We start from the raw sequence: 21,010 nt of genomic DNA, 5'->3' as shown, positions 1-21,010 counted from the left end.
GCGGGCGCGCCGCCGGCGCCCGCCGGGCCGCACGCGGCGGCGACGGCCAGTACCGCCGTCCAGCAGGCCAGCCGCGCCCCCGCCGTGCGCAGCCGGCTCGTCGGCCGCGGAGCGAGCCGGGACATCAGCTGTAGGCCCGGTCGCGGCTCGTCACGGTGTAGAAGGACGAGCCGAACTGGAAGGTGCCGGTGACCGAGTGGCTGATACGGAACACATTGGAGTAGTCGTTCTGATTGGGCGGGTAGAACGCGACCTGGTCGTAGGCGTGTTCGCTGTACCAGTTGTCCTGGACCGTGGTGGTCCAGCTGGCCTGCGCGTCGCTGCCGGTGCTCTTGACCGAGGCGCCCTGCGGTGCCCCGACCACCCAGAAGGGGGCGCCGACGGAGCCGACGTCCCAGGTGTCGGTGTGCTGGATGCTGTCGGCGTTGAACGGCCGTTCACCGAGCCAGGACACGTCGGAGGAGGTGTCGGTGAAGATGGCGTAGTACTCCATGAACGGCACCTTCACGTAACTGGCGCCGGCCGCGGAGAGCACGCCCTCGCCGCCAGGGGCCGCGACCTTCCGGCTCTTGGCCGAGTTCAGCCACTGGTCGCGGACCGGGAAGCCGGTCTGGTCTCCGTGCCCGCCGCCCTGGCCGGTGGCGGTGGGCGTCGGGGTCGGGGTGCCGGTCTGCTGCTCCCTCTCAAGCCGTTCCTTGTGCACGGCCGCGACCAGCCTGCGCTTGTCGCGCACGGACGCGTCGGCCGTGAGCACCTTGCCGTGCGCGTTCTCCTCGACCACGACGGTGCCGGGCACCGTCGTCCCGGCCGCCGTGGATCCCGTGGCGCCACGGGTGACGCCCACGGCGAACCCGCCCAGTGTCAGGGCCGCGGTCACGGCGAGCGCCGCCGTGCGCCGGGAGCGGCCGGCTGTGATCCCCATGGTGTGCTTCCCTCTCTGCGTCTGCTGCTCGTGCTGCTGCGGCGGCCGGTTCACGGCTTGTCCCGGTGCAGGAAGATGTCGGGCTGGTTGTTGGTGTCGCCGGCCACGAGGTTGGTGGCGTACGACGTGAACACCACGGCGTCGGCGTGCTGGTCGACGTCGGGAAAGTAGCTCGCGGCGTCGGCCTGCTGCCCGTCCGAGCCCACACTCACCCGCCTGATCACGCCGCTCGGCAGGTCCGCGACGAAGATGTCGCGCACGTTGTTGGTGTCGTCGGGCACGAGGTTGGATCCCGAGGAGGCCATCGGGATGTGCCGGCCGTCGCCGCTGATGCTCGCCCAGAACGTGCCGCCGGGCGCGGGCACTCCGTCTGCGCCCTTGTCGATCAGCCGCAGGGTGCCTTCCTGGCGGTCCTGCAGGTAGACGTGGTCCTGGCCGGTGCCGGGGCTGTCGGCGGTGAGGTTCGTGGCGTGCGAGTCCAGGACGACAGAGCGGTCGTCGTCGCTGATGGTGCCGCCGATGGTGATCTGGTCGGACTGGACTCCGGCGGCCGAGACGCTGAGCCGGGTGGTGCGGCCGGTGGCGAGGTCGTGCAGGAACTCGTCGACCTTCTTGTTGGTGTCGTCCGGGACCAGGTTGTCGGCGTTGGAGAAGAAGGTGACGTACCGGCCGTCGGCGCTGATCTGGGTGCCGTCGCTGGCCGCGTTGCCCAGGGTGCCGTCGCCTGCGGCGCTGGTGCGCACGACGGTCCCGGTGACCATGTCGCGCACCACCGTGTTCCAGGTGGTCGCCGGGGCGCCACCCGTGACCAGGTTGTCGGCGGAGGTGGCGAACGCGACGTAACGCCCGTCGGCGGAGAGGGTCGGGCGCATGCTGTCGCCGTTGCCGGGGGTGCCGTCCTTGGCGGCCGACACCAGCACGGTCTCCCCGGTGCGCAGGTCGGTCCGGTAGATGTGGGAGCGGCCGTCGCGAACCCCGCGGACGAGGTTGGTGGAGTCGGCGGAGTACACGGCGTAGTGGCCGTCGGCGCTGATGATCGGGTCGATGCCGGTGCAGCCGTTGGACCCCGTGCCGTCCGGGCCACGGTCGACGCGGACCGTCGTACCGCGGCCGACATCGCGCAGGTAGACGCCGGTGCAGCGGTTGTGGTCGCGGGGCACCAGGTTGCCCGCGTGCGAGGTGAACACCACCAGGCGGCCGTCGGCGCTGATGGAGGCCCGCTCGCTGGGGCCGTCGGCCGGCCTGCCGCCCAGGCCGACGCTGATCAGGATGGTCCCGCCGTCGGCGGACGCCACGGCGGCGGGGCCGGGCGCGGCGGCCACCGCCACGAGCGCGAGCGCGCTGCCCAACAGCGCACCGCGGGTGGCCCGCGCACGGGCCTTTCGGTCCGTTCTCATACTGCCTCCTCGTGCCGCGCGCCAGGCGGCGCCCGGTCGCCGAGAGAGTCACACCCGGGCCTCGCGCGGTACTTCAATGGGCCTCGAACCGGCCAACTGGCGTGAAGTCCTCGGCCCCCTCGATGCGACCGAAGGCGAGTGGGAACGGACGTACGACAAAGGCACAGCCACCCGGGCCGCGGGGGACGTCTGCACCGGGTGGCTGTGGGTCTTCGGGTGGATGCCCGGAGGCCGGGGCTACTTGGCCGTGGCCGGGGCGGGCGCCGGGACGCCCAGGTGGGCGGACAGGGCTGCGAGGACGGACGTCAGGACCTTCTCGAGGCGGGACTCGATGCCGATCTCGGCGACCTTGCGGCCCAGGCGCCCGGCGCCCGGGACCACGTTGTGGACCTGCAGCACCACCCGGCTCGCGTCGCCGTCCGGTTCGACCGTGTACGTGCCGCCGAACCAGGTCTGCACGGCGACGGAGCAGGCCGCGCGGTCCACGGTCAGCTCCAGATAGTCCTCACCGGAGGTGCCGAACCGGCCGGTGAACTTCTCGGGGCCGCCCTCCAGGGTCACCGCCCCGGCCTCCCCGGTGTGGTCGCCCGCCAGCACCAGGGCGTTGCCCTCCACACCGGCCGCACCCGGCCGCACGGTCAGCAGGGCCTCGGCCACCTGCTCGACGGGCGCGTCCACGATGCCCTCGACGCGCCACTTCGCCTGCTCGCCCGCGAATGTGTTCATGACTGCCCCTTACGGCTAGACTAATTCCATAGTTGGGAATTCTCGATGGACCGGAAATCTCGATTCATCGAAATACTTTGCTCTCGGAGGTGAGCCATGTCAACCCGGAGCGGGCGCGACCGCGCGGAGCTGATCGCGGCGATCGAGGACGCGGTGCGCGACAACGGCGGGCGCGGGCAGCTGCTCCACCAGGCGATCGCCGAGCGGTTCGGACTGAACCCGACCGACCTGAAGTGCGTGGACCTGGCCCGCAGCGAGCCCCGCCTGACGGCCGGCCGGCTCGCCGAGATCACCGGCATGAGCACATCGGCGACCACGGCGGTACTGGACCGGATGGAGAAGGCGGGCTTCATCGAACGGGTCCGCGACCCCGCCGACCGGCGCCGGGTCATCGTGGCCTCCACCGGCCGCCGGGAGCAGGAGCTCACCACCGCCTTCGCCCCGCTCAGGGACGCCATGACCGCCGTACTGGAGTCGTACGAGGACGACCAGCTCGAGCTGATCGCCGGGTTCGTCCAGCGCGTCAACGAGCTGCTGCGGGATCTGACGGCGCAGCCGGCCGCCGGGCAGGTCACCACGCGACCGGCAGCGCGCTGACGCCGCGGATCATCCCGGTCCCCCACGTCAGCTCCTCCTCGGCGACCGCGAGCCGCAGCCCGGGGAACCGGCGCAGCAGCGCCCCGAACGCCACCTGCAGCTCCACCCTGGCCAGCTGCGCACCGAGGCAGCGGTGGATGCCGTGCCCGAAGGCGATGTGCCGGTTCCCGGCGCGCGTGAGGTCGAGCGCGTCCGGGTCGGGGAAGGCGGCCGCGTCCCGGTTGGCCGACGCCGTGGACGGGATGACCGCCTCACCCGGCCGCACCACCGTGGAGCCGATCTTCAGCTCCTCGGTGGCGATCCGGATCGTGCCGCCGCTCACCGGCCCCGGCGTCCAGCGCAGCAGCTCCTCCACGGCCGCGGCCGGGAACCCCTTCGCGCCGCGCAGCGGATCGAGCTGTTCGGGGTGGCGCAGCAGCGCCAGCACCGAGTTGGCCAGCGAGTTGGCCACCGTGTGGTATCCGGCCGTGAGGAGCGTGGCGGCGACGGTCACCAGCTCCGCGGGGCGCAGCCGGTCCTCGTCGCGGGCCGCGATGAGGGTGCCCAGGAGGTCGTCGCCCGGCGCCTGCTGCTTCTCGGCGATCAGGTGCCGCAGATAGTCCGCGAGCCGCTGCCGGGCACCGGTGACCGTGCCGGCCGCGTGCGGGGCGAGGGTCAGGGCCGCGTCCGTCCACTCCTTGAAGGACTCCCGGTCCCTCTCCGGCACACCGAGCAGCTCGCAGATGGTGATGATGGGCAGCGGTCGGGCCAGGTGCTCCACCAGGTCGACCGGCGGCCCGATCTCGGCCATGTCGTCGAGCAGCCGCTCGGCGGTGCGGACGATACGGGGCCGTAACAGCTCGGCCTGCCGGCCGGTGAAGGCCGGTGCCAGCAGCCGGCGCAGCCGGGTGTGGTCGGGCGGGTCCATCGCCATGATGGAGTCCGGTTCGGGCCGCGCCGGGCCCAGCCGCGGCGCGTCCGGCCGGGTGGTGGCCGCACGGCTGAGCCGGGTGTCGTTGAGAACCGCGCGCACGTCCTCGTACCGGGTCACGAGCCAGGCCCGGTCACCGGTGGGCAGTTCGGCACGGGCCACCGGGCAGCCCTCGCGCAGCCGCTGCCACTCGGGCGGCGGAGCGAACAGCCGACTGTGCTCGAACGGGAAGCGCAGGTTGTCGCCCGGAGTGTCACCGGACACGGCGTCTGGGATGTCGTCGGACAAGACGTCCTCCAGAAGGCTTCGGTGAGGCGCGGCGGGCGTTCAGTCGACGACTTCCATCTGGCCCATCATTCCCATGGTCATATGGCCCAGCAGATGGCAGTGGTACATGAACTTGCCCGTGTAGTCGGTGAACTTGAGCTTGAAGCGGACGCTCTTGCCCGGCATCACGGTGATCGTGTCCTTCAGTCCCGCCTCGCCCGGCGCCGGGGCCCGGCCGTCCCGGTCCACCACCTCGAAGTGCTCCAGGTGGGTGTGCAGGGAGTGCGGGATGTGGAACTGCGTGTCGGCGTTGTGCACGGTCCAGATCTCCGTGGTGCCGAGCCGTGGCCGGATGTCGATGCGCTGGGGATCGAACGGCTTGCCGTTGATGAGGTGCCGGCCCGTGGCGGCGTCGAAGGACATCACGAACGTCCGCTCCACGGTCGGGGTGCCCAGGTCCGGGACCGGGCGCAGCCGGTCCGGCACGCCGGAAGGGTCCTTGGCGGGGCGCACCACGTCGAACCGCATGACCTCCGGGGCCTCGCCGGGGTAGGCGATCTTGTTGCTCAGCACCACCTTGGAGCCGACCGGGTAGCGGGCGAAGTCGATGACCACCTCCTGGCGCTCGGCCGGCCAGATCTCCAGAACCCGGGCGGACACCGGCGCGGGCAGCAGGCCCCCGTCGGAGGCGATGTGGGTCATCTCGTCGCCCTCGCCGAGCTGGAGCAGGAAGGCGCGCTCGTTGGAGGTGTTGGTGAGCCGGATCCGGTACTTGCGGGCGGCGACCTCGAAGTACGGGCGCGGGCAGCCGTTGACCAGGACGGTCGGCCGGTCCCTGAACCCGTCCATGGCGTACACGAGCGAGCCGTCCGCGGCGAACTTGGCGTCCCGCAGGTACAGCGGCACGTCGTAGCGGCCCTTGGGCAGCGGCAGCCGCTCCTCGAACTCGTCGGTGAGCAGGTAGCCGGCCACCGCGCCGAAGTAGACGTTCTCGGAGTGCGCGTCGAGCGAGTGGTCGTGCAGCCACAGGGACGCGGCGCGCTGGTTGTTGGGGTACTGGAACACGCGGCTGGTGCCGGGCACCAGTTGGTCGTCGGGGTGGCCGTCGTCGTGGGCCGGGACGTGGCCGCCGTGCAGGTGCATGGAGAACGGCACGCCGAGGTCGTTGGTCTGTTCGATGATCACGGGCCGGCCCCGTGTCGCCCTGATCACCGGGGCGAGCTCACCGTTGAACAGCCGCATCCTGGTCGTGGTGCCCGGGATGACGGTGACGTCCGTCTCCCGGGGGGTCAGCCGGTAGACGTCGTACCGCATGCCGCTGTGCCGCCCGTGCCCCGCGTCCCAGCCGATCGGGCGCAGCACCTGCGCCCGCCTCAGCGGTACGGCGAAGGGCTGGTCGCCGACCGCGGAGTCACCGGTCCCTGCGGCGACGGCCGCCGCCCCCGCGCCGGAGACGGCCGCCAGCAGACCGGTGGCAGCGCCCGCCTTGATCAGTTGCCTGCGAGTCAGCACGTGCTCTCTCCTTGTCCGGTGGTCCTGCGGTGGGGCTCGGGGGCTGGTGTCGTGGGGGGGCTAGTGCCGGGGCCGTGCGTTCGGTGGGCCGGCCGTGCATATTCAGCCGGAGCCGGCTCGGCGCGCGCTTGAGCGGCGGTACACCGGCGGCGGGCGACGGCCGTCAGCCGGTGCGGTGGAGCTTGTGCTGGGCCGCCTGGGCGCGCGGGCGGACGATCAGCAGGTCGACGTTGACGTGCGCGGGACGGGTCACGGCCCAGGTCACGGTGTCCGCGACATCCTCGGCCGTCAGTGGGTGCCCGACCCCGCGGTACACCCGGGCGGCCGCCTCCACGTCGCCGCGGAACCGGTTGAGGGCGAACTCCTCCGTACGCACCAGGCCCGGCGCGATCTCGACGACACGCACCGGCTCACCGCACAGTTCCAGCCGCAACGTGGCCGCGAGCGCGTGCGCTCCGTGCTTGGCCGCCACATAGCCCCCGCCGCCCTCGTAGGCGACATGCCCCGCGGTCGAGGAGAGCACGACGACCGTGCCGTCGCCCGAGGCCACGAGCGCGGGCAGCAGCGCCTGGGTGACATGCAGCACGCCGAGGACGTTCACCTCGAACATGGCCGCCCAGTCGGCCGGGTCCGCCTCGGCGACGTACTCGGTGCCGAGCGCGCCGCCCGCGTTGTTCACCAGCACGTCGACCCGCTCCAGGGTGGCCGCGAAGGCGCGTACGGCGTCCGGGTCGGTGACGTCCAGGGCGTGCACGGAGCACCGGCCGCCCGCCGTCGCGATCTCGGCGGCCACCGCTTCGAGACGGTCCTTGCGGCGGGCGGTCAGCACCACGTGGTGACCGGCGGCGGCGAGCCGTCGCGCGGTAGCGGCACCGATGCCGCTGCCGGCTCCGGTGACGACGGTGGTGGGGGCGACGGCGGCTGGGGGACGCATGACGGCTCCTCAGAGGTTCTCGCAGGGCTTCCCGGTGGACCGGACGACCCGGCGCAGGGTGCCGCGTCCCGCTCGAATCCCCCTGGGGTCCCTGGCCCGTTGCCCGCGCCACCCGCGCCGTCTGCGGGATGACGCCCGTTCTCGATACGACCTGCAGCCGCTCTTGAGCCGGTCTACGGAGCATGCCGGGCCTCGGAACTAAGGAGGAACCGGAGATGCAAGCGAACCCAAGCAGTGCGGGGCCCTCGATGGTCGGGCGCGGTATCGAACGCCGCGGACTGCTGTTCGGACTGGCGGGCGGCGCGGTCGCCCTGCTGCCCACCGCCGCGGCGGCTCAGGAGCCCGCCAGACCCCTCGGCCGGCACGCCGCGCCGATTGTCGAGGCGGTGGCCGCGCCCGACGGTCTGACCCTGAGCGTCGACACGGTGCCCGCGGGCGCGGTCACCCTGCGGGCCACCACGCCGGACCAGAAGCTGCAGCACCCGCTCGGGCTGCTCAGGCTGGAGCCCGGCGTGGACATCGTCACCTTCCTGACCCACTATCAGCAGGCCGCCACCGCCCAGGACCCCGCCCAGCGCCGGGCCGGCCTCCAGCTCATCGACACCGAGGCCCGGTACTTCGGCGGACCGGCCGTCTCGGCCGCCGGCGGGCCGCTGGAGGCCACCTGGATCCTCGCCCCCGGCACCTACCACCTGCTCGACTACACCACCGTCGACCCCGCCCACCCCGAGCGGGTGCGCACCCTCACGGTGACCGGTACGCGCCCGCAGGGCCGCCCCCGCAGCGCACCGCACATCATCGCGCCGTACGACGACGGCGACCAGGGCCGCTACCTCAGCGACGACACCCTGCCCGCCGACGGGGTGTTCCAGGTCGTCAACCACACCCGGCAGCTCAGCGAGGTGATGTTCCTGCGGACCGTGCCGGACGCCACCGAAGCGGACGTCACCGCGTGCATGGAGGCGCTGCGCAAGGGCGAGAAGCCGCCCGTCTACCCGTTCGTCGGCGTGCCCACCGGCCTGACGCCGCTGCAGCCCGGCGCGTCCGCGGTCTTCGCGCACTCCCTCCAGCCCGGGCGCTATCTCCTCACCTCCTTCATCAGCAACCGTCAAACGCTCGTCAAGCGCGCCTTCGAGGGCATGTGGCAGCTGGTCACCCTGCGCTGACCCACCCCTCAGCCAGTCCCGTCAGCCAGTCAGTCCTACGCGAGAGAGAGATGAACAACTATGAGGACGGTGGCCCAACGAGGCGGGCGGCGGCGCGTCCTGCTGTCCACGGTCTCCTCGGACGCCCACACCTGGAACCTGGTCTTCCTTCAGCTGCTGCTCGAGGAGATGGGCCATGAGGTCGTCAGTCTCGGGCCGTGCGTACCCGACCGGCTGCTGGTCGACTCCGTGCGCCGGATCCGGCCCGACCTGCTGGTGATCAGCACCGTCAACGGTCATGGGCAGTTCGACGGGGCACGGATGATCCGCGAACTGCGCGCCGACCCGGTGGCCCGGGACACCCCCGCGGTCATCGGCGGAAAGCTGGGCATCGACGGCGACGAGGGAACCGCGGCCGCCCAGGCGCTGGTGGACGCCGGCTTCGACGCGGTGTTCACCGACACCGCCGACACCGCGCTGATCGGCCGGATCCTCGGAGCGCTGCCGCAGCGGGCGCCGGAGGGCAGGGCGGTATGACGGAGCAGAGCCCGGACCCCCGCCGCCCCGCGGACCTGGATACCGCGGTACGGCGGGCGGCGGCCGCGGGCCTCCTCGTCGTCCAGCCCCGGATGGGGATGGCCGCCCCGGACGCGATGGCCGCGGGCCTGCACGCGGTCTGCTCCCTGCCGCACCCGACGGTCGCCACCATCACTCTGGACAGCTACACCCGGGTCGGCGACCACGGCCACGCGCGGGCCGCGCTGGCCGCGGGCGACCCGCTCAACGGCTTCCCGCTCGTGGCGCACGGCCCGGAGGTCACCGCCCGGGTCGCCGCGGCGGCCGGCGACCGGCCGGTGCAGGTGCGGCACGGCTCCGCGCTGCCGCGGGACATCTTCCGCACCATGGCCGCTGCGGGGCTGTCCGCGAGCGAGGGCGGCCCGGTGTCGTACTGCCTGCCCTACGGCCGTACCCCGCTCGCCGAGTCGGTCGCCAACTGGCGGGCGGCGACGGCCGAGTTCGCGGAGCTCAGCCGGGCCGGCGGACGGCGCGCCCATCTGGAGACCTTCGGCGGCTGCCTGCTCGGCCAGCTGTGCCCGCCGTCCCTGCTGGTGGCGACGAGCCTGCTGGAGGCGCTGTTCTTCGTGCAGCAGGGCATCACCAGCGTGTCGCTGAGCTACGCGCAGCAGACCGACGCGCGCCAGGACGTGGAGGCGCTCGCCGCGCTGCGGCTGCTCGCCGACGAGTGGCTGCCTCCGGGTGTCGACCGGCACCTCGTGCTCTACACCTACATGGGCGTCTTCCCCGGAAGCCCGCACGGGGCGCAGCTGCTGATGGACCGCAGCGCGGAGCTCGCGGTGCGCGGCGGTGCCCAGCGGCTGATCGTGAAGACGCCGCTCGAGGCGGTGCGGCTGCCGACCGTCGCCGAGAACGTCGCCGCGCTCAGGTCGGCGGCCCGCGCCGCCGGCCGGACAGGCGACGACAGCCCGGTCCCCCGGGCCGCAGAGGTGGACCCCGGCGAGGTGCTGGCCGAGGCACGGGCGCTGGTCGAGGCCACGCTGGAGCTCCACGACGACGTGGGTACCGCGCTGACCCGCGCGTTCGCGGCCGGGATCCTCGATGTGCCGTTCTGTCTGCACGAGGACAACCGGGGGCTGACCCAGGCGGCCGTCGACGGCGAGGGCCGGCTGCGGTGGACGAGGACCGGCCGTCTGCCGCTCCCCGCCGGCACGGCCGCCTCCCCCGCGCCGGTCACCGCCGACCGGCTGCTGCAGATGCTGCGCTACACCGCGGACCGGCACGACCTGCTGGCGCTGGAAACCGCCCCGGACCCCGACTGGGCGGGCCCGTCCGGTCTGTTCGCCGGGCCGCCCGGGGAGACGCCGCCGGAGCCGTACCGGATCGCGGTGGTGGGCACCGGCCCGCGGGGCACGTCCGTGCTGGAACGGCTGGCGGTCCGGCTGGCCGAGCGGGCCACGCCACGCCCCGTGGAGGTCTGCGCGATCGACGCCCACGAGGTCGGCCCGGGCCGCATCTGGCGCACCGACCAGCCGCTCTGGTCGATGATGAACACCGTCTCGGGCGAGGTCACCATCTTCTCCGGTCCCCCGGACGGCGGTCCCGCCCGCGCCGGGGCCGGCCCGTCGCTGTACGAGTGGTGGCGGACCGTCGACCCCGAGGAGGCGGCCCCGGACACCTGCGCCCCGCGCGCCGTGTACGGGCAGTACCTCGCCTACGCGCTGGACCGGATCGAACGGACGGTGCCGGCGGAGGTGCTGCGGCTGCACCGGCTGCGCAGGTACGCCGAGTCGCTCACCGCGGAACCCGACGGACGGTACCTGCTGACCCTGGACGACGGACGTCAGGTGCGGGCCGACCGCGTGGTGCTGACGACCGGTCATCCGCTGCCCGCCCTGCGGTCCGACCAGCAGGCGCTGGCCGAGTTCGCCGCGCAGCGGCCGTACCTGCAGTACGTGCGGGGGGACTCGGCGATCGACATGCCGCTGACGGACATCGCCCCGGGCAGCGTGGTGGGCATCATCGGCCTCGGCCTGTCCTTCTACGACGTGGTCGCCGCCCTCACCACGGGGCGTGGCGGCCGGTTCGTGGCGGCCGCGGACGGCGCACTGCGCTACAGGCCCAGCGGCCGGGAGCCGTTCCTGGTCGCCGGGGCGCGCAGCGGGGTGCCGCTGCGCGCCCGGGGCCGCAACCAGAAGGGGCCCCAGCACGTGTACCGGCCGCGGCTGTTCACCCGGGAGCGGATCCGGGCCCTGCGCCGCCGCGGCCCGCTCGACTTCCGCGCGGACGTCATGCCCTGGCTGCTGGCCGAGGTGGAGCTGGTGCGCTGCGCGACCACGCTGCACCGGGCGTACGGGCCCGACATCGCCGAGCGGTTCCGCCACGAGGCGCAGGAGGCGGTGCGCGCCGCCGGCGCCGACCCGCAGGGCGCGGTGTTCGGGGCCGCTGTCCGCTGCGGGCTGCGCGGGATGCGCCCGGTGGACCTTCAGGAGTGGGCCCGGCCGTTCGGTGAGCGCCGCTTCCCGAGCCCCCGGGCGTACGAGGAGGAGCTGGCCGCGCTGCTGCGCCGGGACCTGGAACTGGCCGCCGAGGGCAATGCCGAGGGGCCCGTGAAGGCCTGCCTGGACACCATCCGGGACGTGCGCGGGGTGCTGCGCTGTGCCGTGGACTTCTCGGGGCTCGCGCCCGACTCGCACCGGGCGGACTTCCTGGGCGACTTCGTGCCGATGGTGTCGCGGCTGACGACCGGGCCGCCCATGGTGCGTTTGCGCCAGTTGCTGGCCCTGCTGGACGCCGGGCTGCTGCGCATCACGGGGCCGGACGCCCGGTTCGGTGCGGATCCGGCCGCCGGGCGGTTCTGCGTGGAGTCGCCGCGGGTCGCGGGCAGCCGTACCGCGCTCGACGTGCTGATCGACGCCCGGATACCCGATCCCGATCTGCGGCGGGCGCACGGCGACCTGACCGCCCGGCTGCGCGACCAGGGCCTGCTGACGCCGTACGTCAACCGGGGTCCTGACGGAACCGAGTTCGTCACCGGTGGGGTGGCGGTCACCGGCTCGCCGTTCCATCCGGTGCGCGCCGACGGGCGGGCGGAGACCGGGATGTACGTGCTGGGCATCCCCAGCGAGTTCTCCCGGTGGTTCACCCAGGTCGGCAGCGGACGCCCGGGGGTGTGGGGCGAGTTCACGGCCGACGCCGACGCGATCGCCGAGGACGCCCTGTCCGGGGCGCACGACGGCACCGGACGCGGCGCACTGAGCGGCGTGGTGCTGGGCGACCGATGGCGGGCGGCACTGGGCACGCCCGACGAGGAAGGAGAGCGCTGATGTCCGCGCACACCGAGGTGTCGCCACCGGCCGCGGCACCGGGAACGGGGGCGGCACCGGCGCCCGGCCATGCGTACCGGGCCGCCCGATGGACCGCCGCGCACCGGGAGTTCCGTGCGGCCCGGGATCTGCTGCTGCGGCACCGTACCGACCCCGAGGCGGCGGTGGCCCTCTTCCGGTGGCCGCGGCCCGCGTACTTCAACTGGGCGTTGGAGTGGTTCGACGTGGTCGCGGACGGCAACGACGCGCCCGCCCTGGAACTGGCCGACCGCGACGCGGGCGTGCGCGCCGTGTCGTACCGCGAACTGTCCCTCCGTTCCGACGCGGTCGCCCGCTGGCTGGCCGGCCTGGGGGTGGCCCGCGGCGACCGGCTGATGGTGGTCCTCGGCACCCAGGTCGAGCTGTGGGAGGTGCTGCTGGCCGCGCTGAAGATCGGGGCCGTGGTGGTGCCCAGCCATCCGGACCTGACGGCCGCCCAGGCCGTGGACCGGGTCCGTCGCGGGCGTCTGGCGCACCTGGTGTGCCGGGCCGCGGCGACCGCCGCCTTCGCGGACGCTCCCGTGCCCGGGGTGCGGGTCGCGGTACCAGGGCCGGACGGCGCGGTGCCCCGGGGCTGGACCGACTACCGCGGCAGCGCGGACGTGACCGGCCGCTTCGTGCCCGAGGGTGCCACCCCGGCCGGTGACGTGGCGTTCTGCTACTTCACCTCCGGCACCACCGCGGCGCCCAAGCTGGTCGCGCACACCCACCTCAGCTATCCGGCCGGCCATCTCTCCAGCCTGTACTGGAACGGTCTGCTGCCCGGCGACCGGCATGTCAACGTCTCCTCGCCGGGCTGGGCCAAGCACTCCTGGAGCAGCCTGTTCGTGCCGTGGAACGCCGAGGCCACGATCGTGGCCCTGCCCGAGGGGCCGGTGGACGCCGCCCGGCTGCCGTGGCTGCTGCACCGCCTGGGGGCCACCAGTTTCTGTGCCCCGCCGAGCACATGGCAGGCCCTGAGGCCCCATCTCGGCTCGGCCCTGCCGCGGCTGAGGGAGGCGACCAGTGCCGGAGAGCCGCTGCCCGGGGAGCTCGCCGCGGCGGTGCGGGACGCCTGGGGGGTCGCCGTGCGCGACGGGTACGGGCAGACCGAGACGACCGCGCTGATCGGCACCACCCCGGGCACCGATCCCCGCCCCGGCCTGCTCGGCCGCCCCCTGCCCGGCTACCGCATCACCCTGCGCGACCCGGACACCGGCGAACGGTCGGACCACTCGGGCGAGATCTGCGTGGAACTGGGAACGAGCGACGACCCGTTGCCCCGCGCCGGGGCCGCGGACGGCGGCCGTCCGGTCGGGGTCATGGCCGGGTACCCGGACGATCCGGAGCGCACCGAGCGGGCGCTCGGGCGGGGCTGGTACGCGACCGGGGACCTCGGCGAGCGCGACGCGGACGGGTGGGTCCGGGTGCTGGGCCGGCGCGACGACGTGTTCAAGTCCCATGGCCACCGGGTGTCCCCGTACGAGGCGGAGGCCGTCCTGCGCGCCCACCCGGCGGTCGCCGACGTGGCGGTCGTGCCGGTGCCGGACGCCGTGGCCGGCCTGCTGCCGCTCGCCGTGGTCGTCCCGGCGCCCGGCCGTGCGCCGGACGCCGAGCTGGCCGGCCGCCTGCTGGAGCACGCCGAGCGCACCCTGTCACCGGTCGGGCGCCCCGAGCGGCTGTGCTTCGCCGGCGGGCTGCCCCGCACCACCTCCGGCAAGGTCCAACGACGCCTGGTGCGGGAGCGGCTCACGGAGTACGGGACGACGTACGGAACCAAAGGATCACGGAAGAGGAGTTGACGTCATGTCGGCACAGCAGCAGGCCACACCCGCATCCCCCCTGGTCGTCGAGGGGCTCGACCGGCCCGAGGAGCTCCGGCGGCGGCTTCGGTTCACGCCGCTGACCGCGGACGGCCGGGTCGGCGTGGAGGTCTTCCCGCTCTACACCACCGAGCAGACCGGCCCGGCCGGCCCCGCGGCCTCGCTGGTTCGCTACCACCCGGGCGCGAGCGCCGCGCCGCACCGCCACACCAGTTACGAGATCATCCTCGTTCTCGACGGCGAACTGATCACCGAGGACGGGCGGCACCCGAAGAACTCCCTGCTGGTCATGGCCCCCGGCAGCGTGCACGCCCCGCGCACCGAGCAGGGCGCGCTGATGCTGGTGGTGTGGGAGGCCCCAGTGGAACCGGCGGAACCGGCGGAACCGGTGAAGTGATCCGGAGCACAGCCGAAGGGCCGCCGTATCCCCTCGGGGACTGGCGGCCCTTCGGGCGTACAGCGGTCACACGTCCTCGGACGCGATGCCGTACACGGCGTAGTGGCGCCCCCGCGAGCGGTCCTGGAAGGGGCGCAGCGCCGACGGGTTGTCCTTGTGGTCGGGGCCGAACTGCCAGGTGCGGTAGGCCTCCAGGCTCTCCCATTCGCCGTGCAGCACGAACTCGTCGGGCCGGTCCACGTCGCGCAGCAGCTCGCTGCGCAGCAGTCCGGGGATGGTGCCTGGCCGCACCCAGCTGATCTCCCGGTACGCCTGCTCGAGCGGCTCCGTGCCGTCCTGAGGGGCGCGCAGGTACACGACCACGCGGATGCGTTCGGTGGTGGTGCTCATCGGTCGGTGCCTTTCGTCTCGTACCGGAGTGCGTCAGTCGTAGTACTCGGGCGCGACCCGCAGGGTGCGCCACTGCTCGGCGTCGTGGCCGTGCACGATCAGGGCGTTCTCGGCGCGGGCCAGGTCCACCAGCTTGCGGGTGCTCTCGCGCAGTTCCTTCTCGTCCAGGTCGAAGGGGAGGACGGGCCGCCCGTCGGGGTCCAGCGCCGCGCTCATGGGGATGGCGTCGACGGCGAGGAGGACCGGGCCGGTGCGCGGCAGACGCACCAGGACGGACTGGTGACCGGGCACGTGCCCGCCGCAGGCCACCAGCTCGATGCCCGGCAGGAGTTCGGTGTCGCCCTCGACGGTGGTGTACTTCAGCCCCGGAACGTCCCACAGCGGCCGGGACGCGGCCAGCCGCGGCACGGTGCCGGAGCGGGCCAGCTCGTAGTGGCTGCGCTGGATGACGAACTCGGCGTCCGGGAAGGCGGCGTGGCCGCCCACGTGGTCGGGGTCCAGGTGGGAGCAGACGACGTGATCGACGTCCGCGGGCCGCACGCCGATGCGGGCGAGCGTCGAGACGACGTCCTGGCCCTCCTCGACCTGGATCGGTGCCCCGCCGGGCGGGCCGCCGGGCGCGGCACCGGTGTCGACCAGCACGGTGCGCCCTTCGTCGGTGCGGATCAGATAGCCGGGCACCGGCGCCTGGAGCCCGGGGATGGTGCCCAGCCTCAGCAAGTACAGCCTCATGTCTGCGCGTTCCCTTCCGGCGCGGCGGGTGCCGCTGCCGCCGGCATGGTCGGCGGGCGCGCTCGAGTGCGGCTCAAGCGGAGGCGATCACACTCGGCGCAAGCGCGCCGTCGGACAGAGGAGAACCCCGTGACGCACGCACAAGACGAGACGTACCTGGAAGGAGAGGGGGTACCGGACCCCCAGCGGTGGCGCGCCGCCGCCGTGATCCTCGTCGCCATCGCCCTCGATCTGATCGACACGACGATCGTGAACGTGGCGCTTCCGGTGCTGCAGCACGACCTGGACGCCAGCAAGGCGGCGCTCCAGTGGGTGGCGGCGGCCTACACCCTCACCTTCGCCCTGAGCCTGATCACCGTCGGTCGCATCGGCGACATGGTCGGCCGCAAGCGGATGATCTCCATCGGCATCGTGGTGTTCGTGGCCGCTTCGCTGCTGTGCGGCGTGGCGCAGAGCACCGAGATGCTCATCGCCTCCCGGGTGCTGCAGGGCCTGGGCGGCGCCATCGTGATGACGCAGGGCCTTTCGGTGTTCCAGGTGGCCTTCCCGCCCAAGGAACGCGCGGCCGTCTTCGGCATGTTCGGCGCCCTGTCCGGCATCGCCGCGATGCTCGGCCCGGTCCTGGGCGGCGTGCTGGTCAACGCCGACCTCTTCGGCTGGTCGTGGCGGCCGATCTTCCTGGTGAACGTCCCTGTCGGTCTGTTCGCCCTGCTCGGTGTGAGCGCGTACGTGCGCGAGTCGCGCGCGCCCCACATCAAGCACCTGGACCTGGTGGGCGTCGCCCTGGTGACGCTGGCCCTGCTGTCCCTGCTCTACCCTCTGGTGCAGGGGCAGGAGGCCGGCTGGCCCGCCTGGACGTTCGGCGCGATGGCCTGCTCCGTGCCGCTGTTCGTCGTCTTCGCCGTGTACGAACGGAGGAAGGCGGCTCGGGACGGTTCCGCCCTGGTGGAGCCCAGCCTGTTCAGGGAGCGGTCCTTCGTGGCCGGCCTGCTGGTGATGCTGAGCTTCTTCGCGATCATCTCGGGCCTGTTCTTCCCGTTCACCCTGTACCTGCAGGTGGGCCTCGGCTTCTCGCCGCTGGCGGCCGGTCTGACCACCGTGCCGTTCTCCTTCGGCGCGATGATCACCTCGTCGTTCTCGGCGGTCCTGGCCATCAAGATGGGCCGCAAGGTCCTGAGCATCGGGATGGTGATCATGGGTGTCGGCATGGTCGCCCTCATCTGGACGATCGGCCACTTCGGCTCCGGCATCAGCGGCTGGGACCTGGCGCCCGCGCTCGCCGTGCTCGGCCTCGGTCTGGGCTTCGTCATCTCGCCGGTGGTGGACATCGTGCTCGGTGGCGTCCCGGTGGAGCACGCCGGCTCCGGCTCCGGCGTGCTGAGCACCGCCGACCAGCTCGGTGCGGCGGCGGGCGTCGCCGTCATCGGCGTGCTGTTCTTCAACCTGCTGACCGGGCAGGCCGCGCCGGGTGCCGACACGGTCTTGCCCGAGCTGCGCAAGGAGCTGACCACGGCCGGTGTCGCGGCACCCGCCCAGGACACGATCGTGGCCAACTTCCGCGCCTGCGCCAAGCAGAGCGCCTCGCACGAGGACGCGAGCGCGCCGCCCGCCGTCTGCCGTCGGATCGTCCCCGCGGGGGCGGTGCCCGCCGGTCACGAGCAGCAGGTCGGCAAGGCGATCGCCGACGCCTCCGTCAAGGCCCGCAAGGAGGGCTTCGCCAAGGCCACCGACCACGTCCTGTGGTACGAGGTCGGCGTCATCGTCCTCGGCTTCCTGCTCACCTTCATGCTGCCCAAGCGCGCCCGGCAGCCCGAGTGGGAGCAGGGCGAGGAGGCCGCCGAGGACGGCAAGGACACCGCCCCGGCACCGAAGGCGCACGTGACAGACCGTTCCTGAGCCGACTGCTCCTGAACCAGGCTGCCACGCAGGCGACTTGGGAGCATTCGACCGCGAGGGATCGCTTCCCGGGAGACCGGACCCGGGCGGACGGGGCCGTCGTACGAACGCGTACGGCGGCCCCGGCATGTGCGGAGCTGTAGAGCCCTTCGAGTCACTTTGAAGAAGCGGGCCCCACCCTGACCGGACCACCGAGGTCCGGCTGTCTTCCCCCTGGAGGGTCCGTGTCCCTGCACCTGTTCACCTCGGAGTCCGTCACCGAGGGCCACCCCGACAAGATCGCGGACCGGATCAGCGACACGATCCTCGACGCGATCCTGCGTGACGACCCCACCGCACGCGTCGCGGTCGAGACGCTGATCACCACCGGTCAGGTCCATGTGGCCGGCGAGGTCACCACGTCCGCCTACGCGGACATCCCCGCCCTGGTCCGCGAGGCGGTCCTCGAGATCGGCTACGACTCGTCGGCCAAGGGCTTCGACGGCGCGTCCTGCGGCGTGTCGGTGTCGATCGGCGCGCAGTCCCCGGACATCGCGCAGGGCGTGGACGCGGCGTACGAGTCGCGGCTCGAGGGTGCAGCCGTGGGCGCTCAAGCGGACGAGCTGGACCGTCAGGGCGCCGGCGACCAGGGCCTGATGTTCGGCTACGCGACGGACGAGACCCCGACGCTGATGCCGCTGCCGATCTTCCTGGCGCACCGCCTGTCCAAGCGCCTGACCGAGGTCCGCAAGAACGGCACGATCCCCTACCTGCGCCCGGACGGCAAGACGCAGGTCACCATCGAGTACGACGGCGCGAGGGCGGTCCGTCTGGACACGGTCGTGGTCTCCACGCAGCATGCGGGCGGCATCGATCTCGACTCGCTGCTCGTGCCCGACGTCACGGAGCACGTCGTGGACCACGTGCTGGCGCGGCTGGCCGAGGACGGCATCAAGCTGGAGACCGAGGGCTACCGCCTCCTGGTCAACCCCACCGGCCGCTTCGAGATCGGCGGCCCGATGGGCGACGCGGGCCTCACCGGCCGCAAGATCATCATCGACACGTACGGCGGCATGGCCCGCCACGGCGGCGGCGCGTTCTCCGGCAAGGACCCGTCCAAGGTGGACCGTTCGGCGGCGTACGCGATGCGCTGGGTCGCCAAGAACGTCGTGGCGGCGGGCCTGGCCGCGCGCTGCGAGGTCCAGGTCGCGTACGCGATCGGCAAGGCCGAGCCGGTCGGCCTGTTCGTCGAGACCTTCGGCACGGAGAGGATCCCGGTCGACCGGATCGAGAAGGCCATCGACGAGGTCTTCGATCTGCGCCCGGCGGCGATCATCCGCGACCTGGACCTGCTGCGCCCGATCTACTCCCGGACGGCGGCGTACGGCCACTTCGGCCGCGAACTGCCCGAGTTCACCTGGGAGCGCACCGACCGCGTGCACGCCCTGCGCAGGACGGCGTGGACGGAGGGGCGTTGACATGCGTATCGCCGTGACGGGGTCCATCGCCAAGGACCACCTGATGTCCTTTCCGCACCGGTTCGCGGACCGGCTCATCGCCGAGCGGCTGGACCGGATCTCGCTGTCGCTGCTGACGGACGACCTGGAGATCCGGTACGGCGGGGTCGCGGCCAACATCGCGTTCGGTCTCGGCTCGTTGGGGCTCTCGCCTCTGCTGGTCGGCGCGGCGGGCGCGGACTTCGCCGACCAGGAGGTCTGGCTGAAGGAGCACGGTGTCGACACCGCCGGGGTGCGGATCAGCGACACCTTGCACACCGCGCGCTTCGTGTGCGCGACCGACACCGAGCAGAACCAGATCGGCTTCTTCTACGCGGGCGCTATGGCGGAGGCCCGTGACATCGACCTGCCGGAGCTGCTGGAGCGGACGGGCGGGGCCGACCTCGTGGTCGTCTCCCCCGACGACCCGGACGCCATGGTCCGGCACGCCCGGGAGTGCGCGCGGCTCGGCGTCCCGTTCGTCGCCGACCCCTCGCAGCAGCTGGCCCGGCTGGAGCGGGACCAGGCGCGGGCGCTGCTCGACAGCCCGCGCTATCTGTTCACCAACGAGTACGAGGCCCTGCTCATCCAGGAGCGCACCGGCTGGACCGAGCAGCAGGTCCTGGGCCGGGTCGGCTCCTGGGTCACCACGCAGGGCGCCGGGGGCTCCCGGATCGCCCGTGTGGGCCGCACCACCACGCACGTCCAGGCCGTCCCGGCGCGCGGCGCCGTCGTCGACCCCACGGGCGCCGGGGACGCCTACCGTGCGGGCTTCCTCACGGCCCTGGTCTGGGACCTGGACCTCGCGGACGCGGCCCGCCTGGGCAGCGCCGTCGCGTCGGTCGTGCTGGAGAGCCGCGGCACACAGACCTACGCTCTCGACGGCAACGACCTCCTCGACCGGCTGGGCACCACCTACGGCGCCGACGCGATCCGGCGCCTCGTCCCCCGGCTGGGGGCGCTGTCATGACGCCGACGCCCCGCGCCGCGGGCCTGCGCGCGGCCCTCACCTCGCGCGTCGTGGTGGCCGACGGCGCGATGGGCACCATGCTCCAGGCCCAGGACCCCACGCTCGACGACTTCCAGCAGCTGGAGGGCTGCAACGAGATCCTGAACCTGACCCGGCCCGACATCGTCCGCTCCGTCCACGAGGCCTACTTCGCGGTCGGCGTGGACTGCGTCGAGACCAACACCTTCGGCGCGAATCATTCGGCGCTGGGCGAGTACGAGATCGCCCACCGCATCCACGAGCTGTCGGAGGCGGGCGCCCGTATCGCCCGGGAGGCGGCCGACGAGTTCACCGCCTCGACCGGGCAACAGCGCTGGGTGCTCGGCTCGATGGGCCCGGGAACCAAGCTGCCGACCCTCGGCCATGTGTCGTACGGGGTGCTGCGCGACGCCTACCAGCAGAACGCCGAGGGCCTGCTCTTCGGCGGCGCTGACGCGCTGCTCGTGGAGACCACGCAGGACCTGCTGCAGACGAAGGCGGCGGTACTGGGCGCGAAACAGGCGCTGGCCGCGCTGGGCGCGGACGCACCCGTGCTGGTCTCGGTGACGGTGGAGACGACCGGGACGATGCTGCTCGGCTCGGAGATCGGTGCCGCGCTCACCGCGCTGGAGCCGCTGGGCATCGACATGATCGGCCTCAACTGCGCAACGGGCCCCGCGGAGATGAGCGAGCACCTGCGCCAACTGTCCCGCAACGCCCGCGTCCCGCTGTCCTGCATGCCCAACGCCGGTCTGCCGGTGCTGGGCAAGGACGGGGCACACTACCCGCTCGCGCCGGCGGAACTGGCGGACGCCCAGGAGACCTTCGTCCGGGACTATGGTCTGTCGTTGGTGGGTGGCTGCTGCGGTACGACGCCGGAGCATCTGCGGCAGGTCGTCGAGCGGGTGCGGGAGCTGACCCCGCCCCAGCGTGCTCCGAGGCCGGAGCCCGGCGCCGCCTCCCTGTATCAGTCGGTGCCGTTCCGTCAGGACACCTCCTATCTGGCGATCGGGGAGCGTACGAACGCGAACGGGTCGAA

At 73.0% G+C, this 21,010-nt stretch carries 18 protein-coding genes; 10 read left to right on the top strand and 8 right to left on the bottom strand.

Features of this window, described 5'->3' with window-relative positions; genetic code table 11:
- Positions 1 to 124 precede the first annotated feature (124 nt).
- The 3 genes from ABT186_RS43750 to ABT186_RS43740 all read right to left on the bottom strand — a co-directional run bounded on the left by ABT186_RS43750 (position 125) and on the right by ABT186_RS43740 (position 3,045).
- Positions 125 to 922: a hypothetical protein gene (locus ABT186_RS43750; RefSeq protein WP_351221709.1), complete on the bottom strand. Its 798-nt coding sequence runs from the start codon at positions 920 to 922 to the stop codon at positions 125 to 127.
- Positions 923 to 972: 50 nt separating this feature from the next.
- The gene (locus ABT186_RS43745; protein WP_351221708.1) at positions 973 to 2,319 is read right to left on the bottom strand and encodes a TolB-like translocation protein; all 1,347 of its coding nucleotides are present in this window, start codon (positions 2,317 to 2,319) and stop codon (positions 973 to 975) included.
- A 237-nt stretch (positions 2,320 to 2,556) separates the two neighbouring features.
- Complete coding sequence (locus ABT186_RS43740; RefSeq protein WP_351929926.1) at positions 2,557 to 3,045, bottom strand: SRPBCC family protein; 489 nt, start codon at positions 3,043 to 3,045, stop codon at positions 2,557 to 2,559.
- Between the two features lie 96 nt (positions 3,046 to 3,141).
- Between ABT186_RS43740 and ABT186_RS43735 the strand changes: the two genes are divergently transcribed.
- The gene (locus ABT186_RS43735) at positions 3,142 to 3,642 is read left to right on the top strand and encodes a MarR family winged helix-turn-helix transcriptional regulator (RefSeq protein ID WP_351929924.1); all 501 of its coding nucleotides are present in this window, start codon (positions 3,142 to 3,144) and stop codon (positions 3,640 to 3,642) included.
- Here ABT186_RS43735 and ABT186_RS43730 read toward each other — a convergent pair.
- The 3 genes from ABT186_RS43730 to ABT186_RS43720 all read right to left on the bottom strand — a co-directional run bounded on the left by ABT186_RS43730 (position 3,617) and on the right by ABT186_RS43720 (position 7,265).
- On the bottom strand, positions 3,617 to 4,840 hold the full coding sequence (locus ABT186_RS43730; protein ID WP_351221705.1) for a cytochrome P450: 1,224 nt from the start codon (positions 4,838 to 4,840) through the stop codon (positions 3,617 to 3,619). The genes ABT186_RS43735 and ABT186_RS43730 overlap by 26 nt on opposite strands.
- A 39-nt stretch (positions 4,841 to 4,879) precedes the next feature.
- A complete protein-coding gene (locus tag ABT186_RS43725) occupies positions 4,880 to 6,331 on the bottom strand; it encodes a multicopper oxidase family protein (RefSeq protein ID WP_351221704.1) in 1,452 nt (483 codons plus the stop codon).
- A 163-nt stretch (positions 6,332 to 6,494) separates the two neighbouring features.
- A complete protein-coding gene (locus ABT186_RS43720) occupies positions 6,495 to 7,265 on the bottom strand; it encodes an SDR family NAD(P)-dependent oxidoreductase (protein WP_351221703.1) in 771 nt (256 codons plus the stop codon).
- Between the two features lie 215 nt (positions 7,266 to 7,480).
- Here ABT186_RS43720 and ABT186_RS43715 point away from each other — a divergent pair, with 215 nt between their 5' ends.
- The 5 genes from ABT186_RS43715 to ABT186_RS43695 are packed head-to-tail and all read left to right on the top strand — an operon-like array spanning position 7,481 to position 14,490.
- Positions 7,481 to 8,431, top strand: a complete 951-nt coding sequence (locus tag ABT186_RS43715) for a hypothetical protein (protein ID WP_351929922.1) — start codon at positions 7,481 to 7,483, stop codon at positions 8,429 to 8,431.
- 60 nt (positions 8,432 to 8,491) lie between these two features.
- Positions 8,492 to 8,947, top strand: a complete 456-nt coding sequence (locus ABT186_RS43710) for a cobalamin B12-binding domain-containing protein (protein WP_351221701.1) — start codon at positions 8,492 to 8,494, stop codon at positions 8,945 to 8,947.
- On the top strand, positions 8,944 to 12,252 hold the full coding sequence (locus tag ABT186_RS43705; RefSeq protein ID WP_351929920.1) for an FAD/NAD(P)-binding protein: 3,309 nt from the start codon (positions 8,944 to 8,946) through the stop codon (positions 12,250 to 12,252). The genes ABT186_RS43710 and ABT186_RS43705 overlap by 4 nt, the downstream gene beginning before the upstream one ends.
- A complete protein-coding gene (locus ABT186_RS43700) occupies positions 12,252 to 14,072 on the top strand; it encodes an AMP-binding protein (protein WP_351929918.1) in 1,821 nt (606 codons plus the stop codon). Before ABT186_RS43705 ends, ABT186_RS43700 begins: the two co-directional genes overlap by 1 nt.
- 4 nt (positions 14,073 to 14,076) lie before the next feature.
- A complete protein-coding gene (locus ABT186_RS43695) occupies positions 14,077 to 14,490 on the top strand; it encodes a cupin domain-containing protein (RefSeq protein ID WP_351236693.1) in 414 nt (137 codons plus the stop codon).
- 66 nt (positions 14,491 to 14,556) lie between these two features.
- Here the strand turns inward: ABT186_RS43695 and ABT186_RS43690 are convergent, their stop codons facing one another.
- Both ABT186_RS43690 and ABT186_RS43685 read right to left on the bottom strand, forming a co-directional pair.
- On the bottom strand, positions 14,557 to 14,880 hold the full coding sequence (locus tag ABT186_RS43690) for an antibiotic biosynthesis monooxygenase family protein (RefSeq protein WP_351236695.1): 324 nt from the start codon (positions 14,878 to 14,880) through the stop codon (positions 14,557 to 14,559).
- A gap of 33 nt (positions 14,881 to 14,913) precedes the next feature.
- Positions 14,914 to 15,612 (bottom strand): N-acyl homoserine lactonase family protein, encoded by a 699-nt coding sequence (locus ABT186_RS43685; protein ID WP_351929915.1) that lies wholly within the window; start codon positions 15,610 to 15,612, stop codon positions 14,914 to 14,916.
- Positions 15,613 to 15,741: 129 nt separating this feature from the next.
- Here ABT186_RS43685 and ABT186_RS43680 point away from each other — a divergent pair, with 129 nt between their 5' ends.
- The 4 genes from ABT186_RS43680 to ABT186_RS43665 all read left to right on the top strand — a co-directional run.
- Positions 15,742 to 17,508 (top strand): MFS transporter, encoded by a 1,767-nt coding sequence (locus ABT186_RS43680; protein WP_351236699.1) that lies wholly within the window; start codon positions 15,742 to 15,744, stop codon positions 17,506 to 17,508.
- Between the two features lie 224 nt (positions 17,509 to 17,732).
- Positions 17,733 to 18,965: a methionine adenosyltransferase gene (metK, locus tag ABT186_RS43675; protein WP_351236701.1), complete on the top strand. Its 1,233-nt coding sequence runs from the start codon at positions 17,733 to 17,735 to the stop codon at positions 18,963 to 18,965.
- Position 18,966: 1 nt separating this feature from the next.
- Positions 18,967 to 19,953 (top strand): carbohydrate kinase family protein, encoded by a 987-nt coding sequence (locus ABT186_RS43670; protein ID WP_351929913.1) that lies wholly within the window; start codon positions 18,967 to 18,969, stop codon positions 19,951 to 19,953.
- The coding region (locus tag ABT186_RS43665; RefSeq protein WP_351929911.1) for a homocysteine S-methyltransferase family protein at positions 19,950 to 21,010 on the top strand (1,061 nt) is incomplete at its 3' end. The genes ABT186_RS43670 and ABT186_RS43665, both read left to right, overlap by 4 nt.

The organism is Streptomyces sp. NPDC001634, assembly GCF_040298185.1.
Lineage (GTDB): Bacteria > Actinomycetota > Actinomycetes > Streptomycetales > Streptomycetaceae > Streptomyces.
The sequence above is the reverse complement of the archived record's forward strand: the minus strand, read 5'-3'. Positions and strand labels throughout refer to the sequence as shown.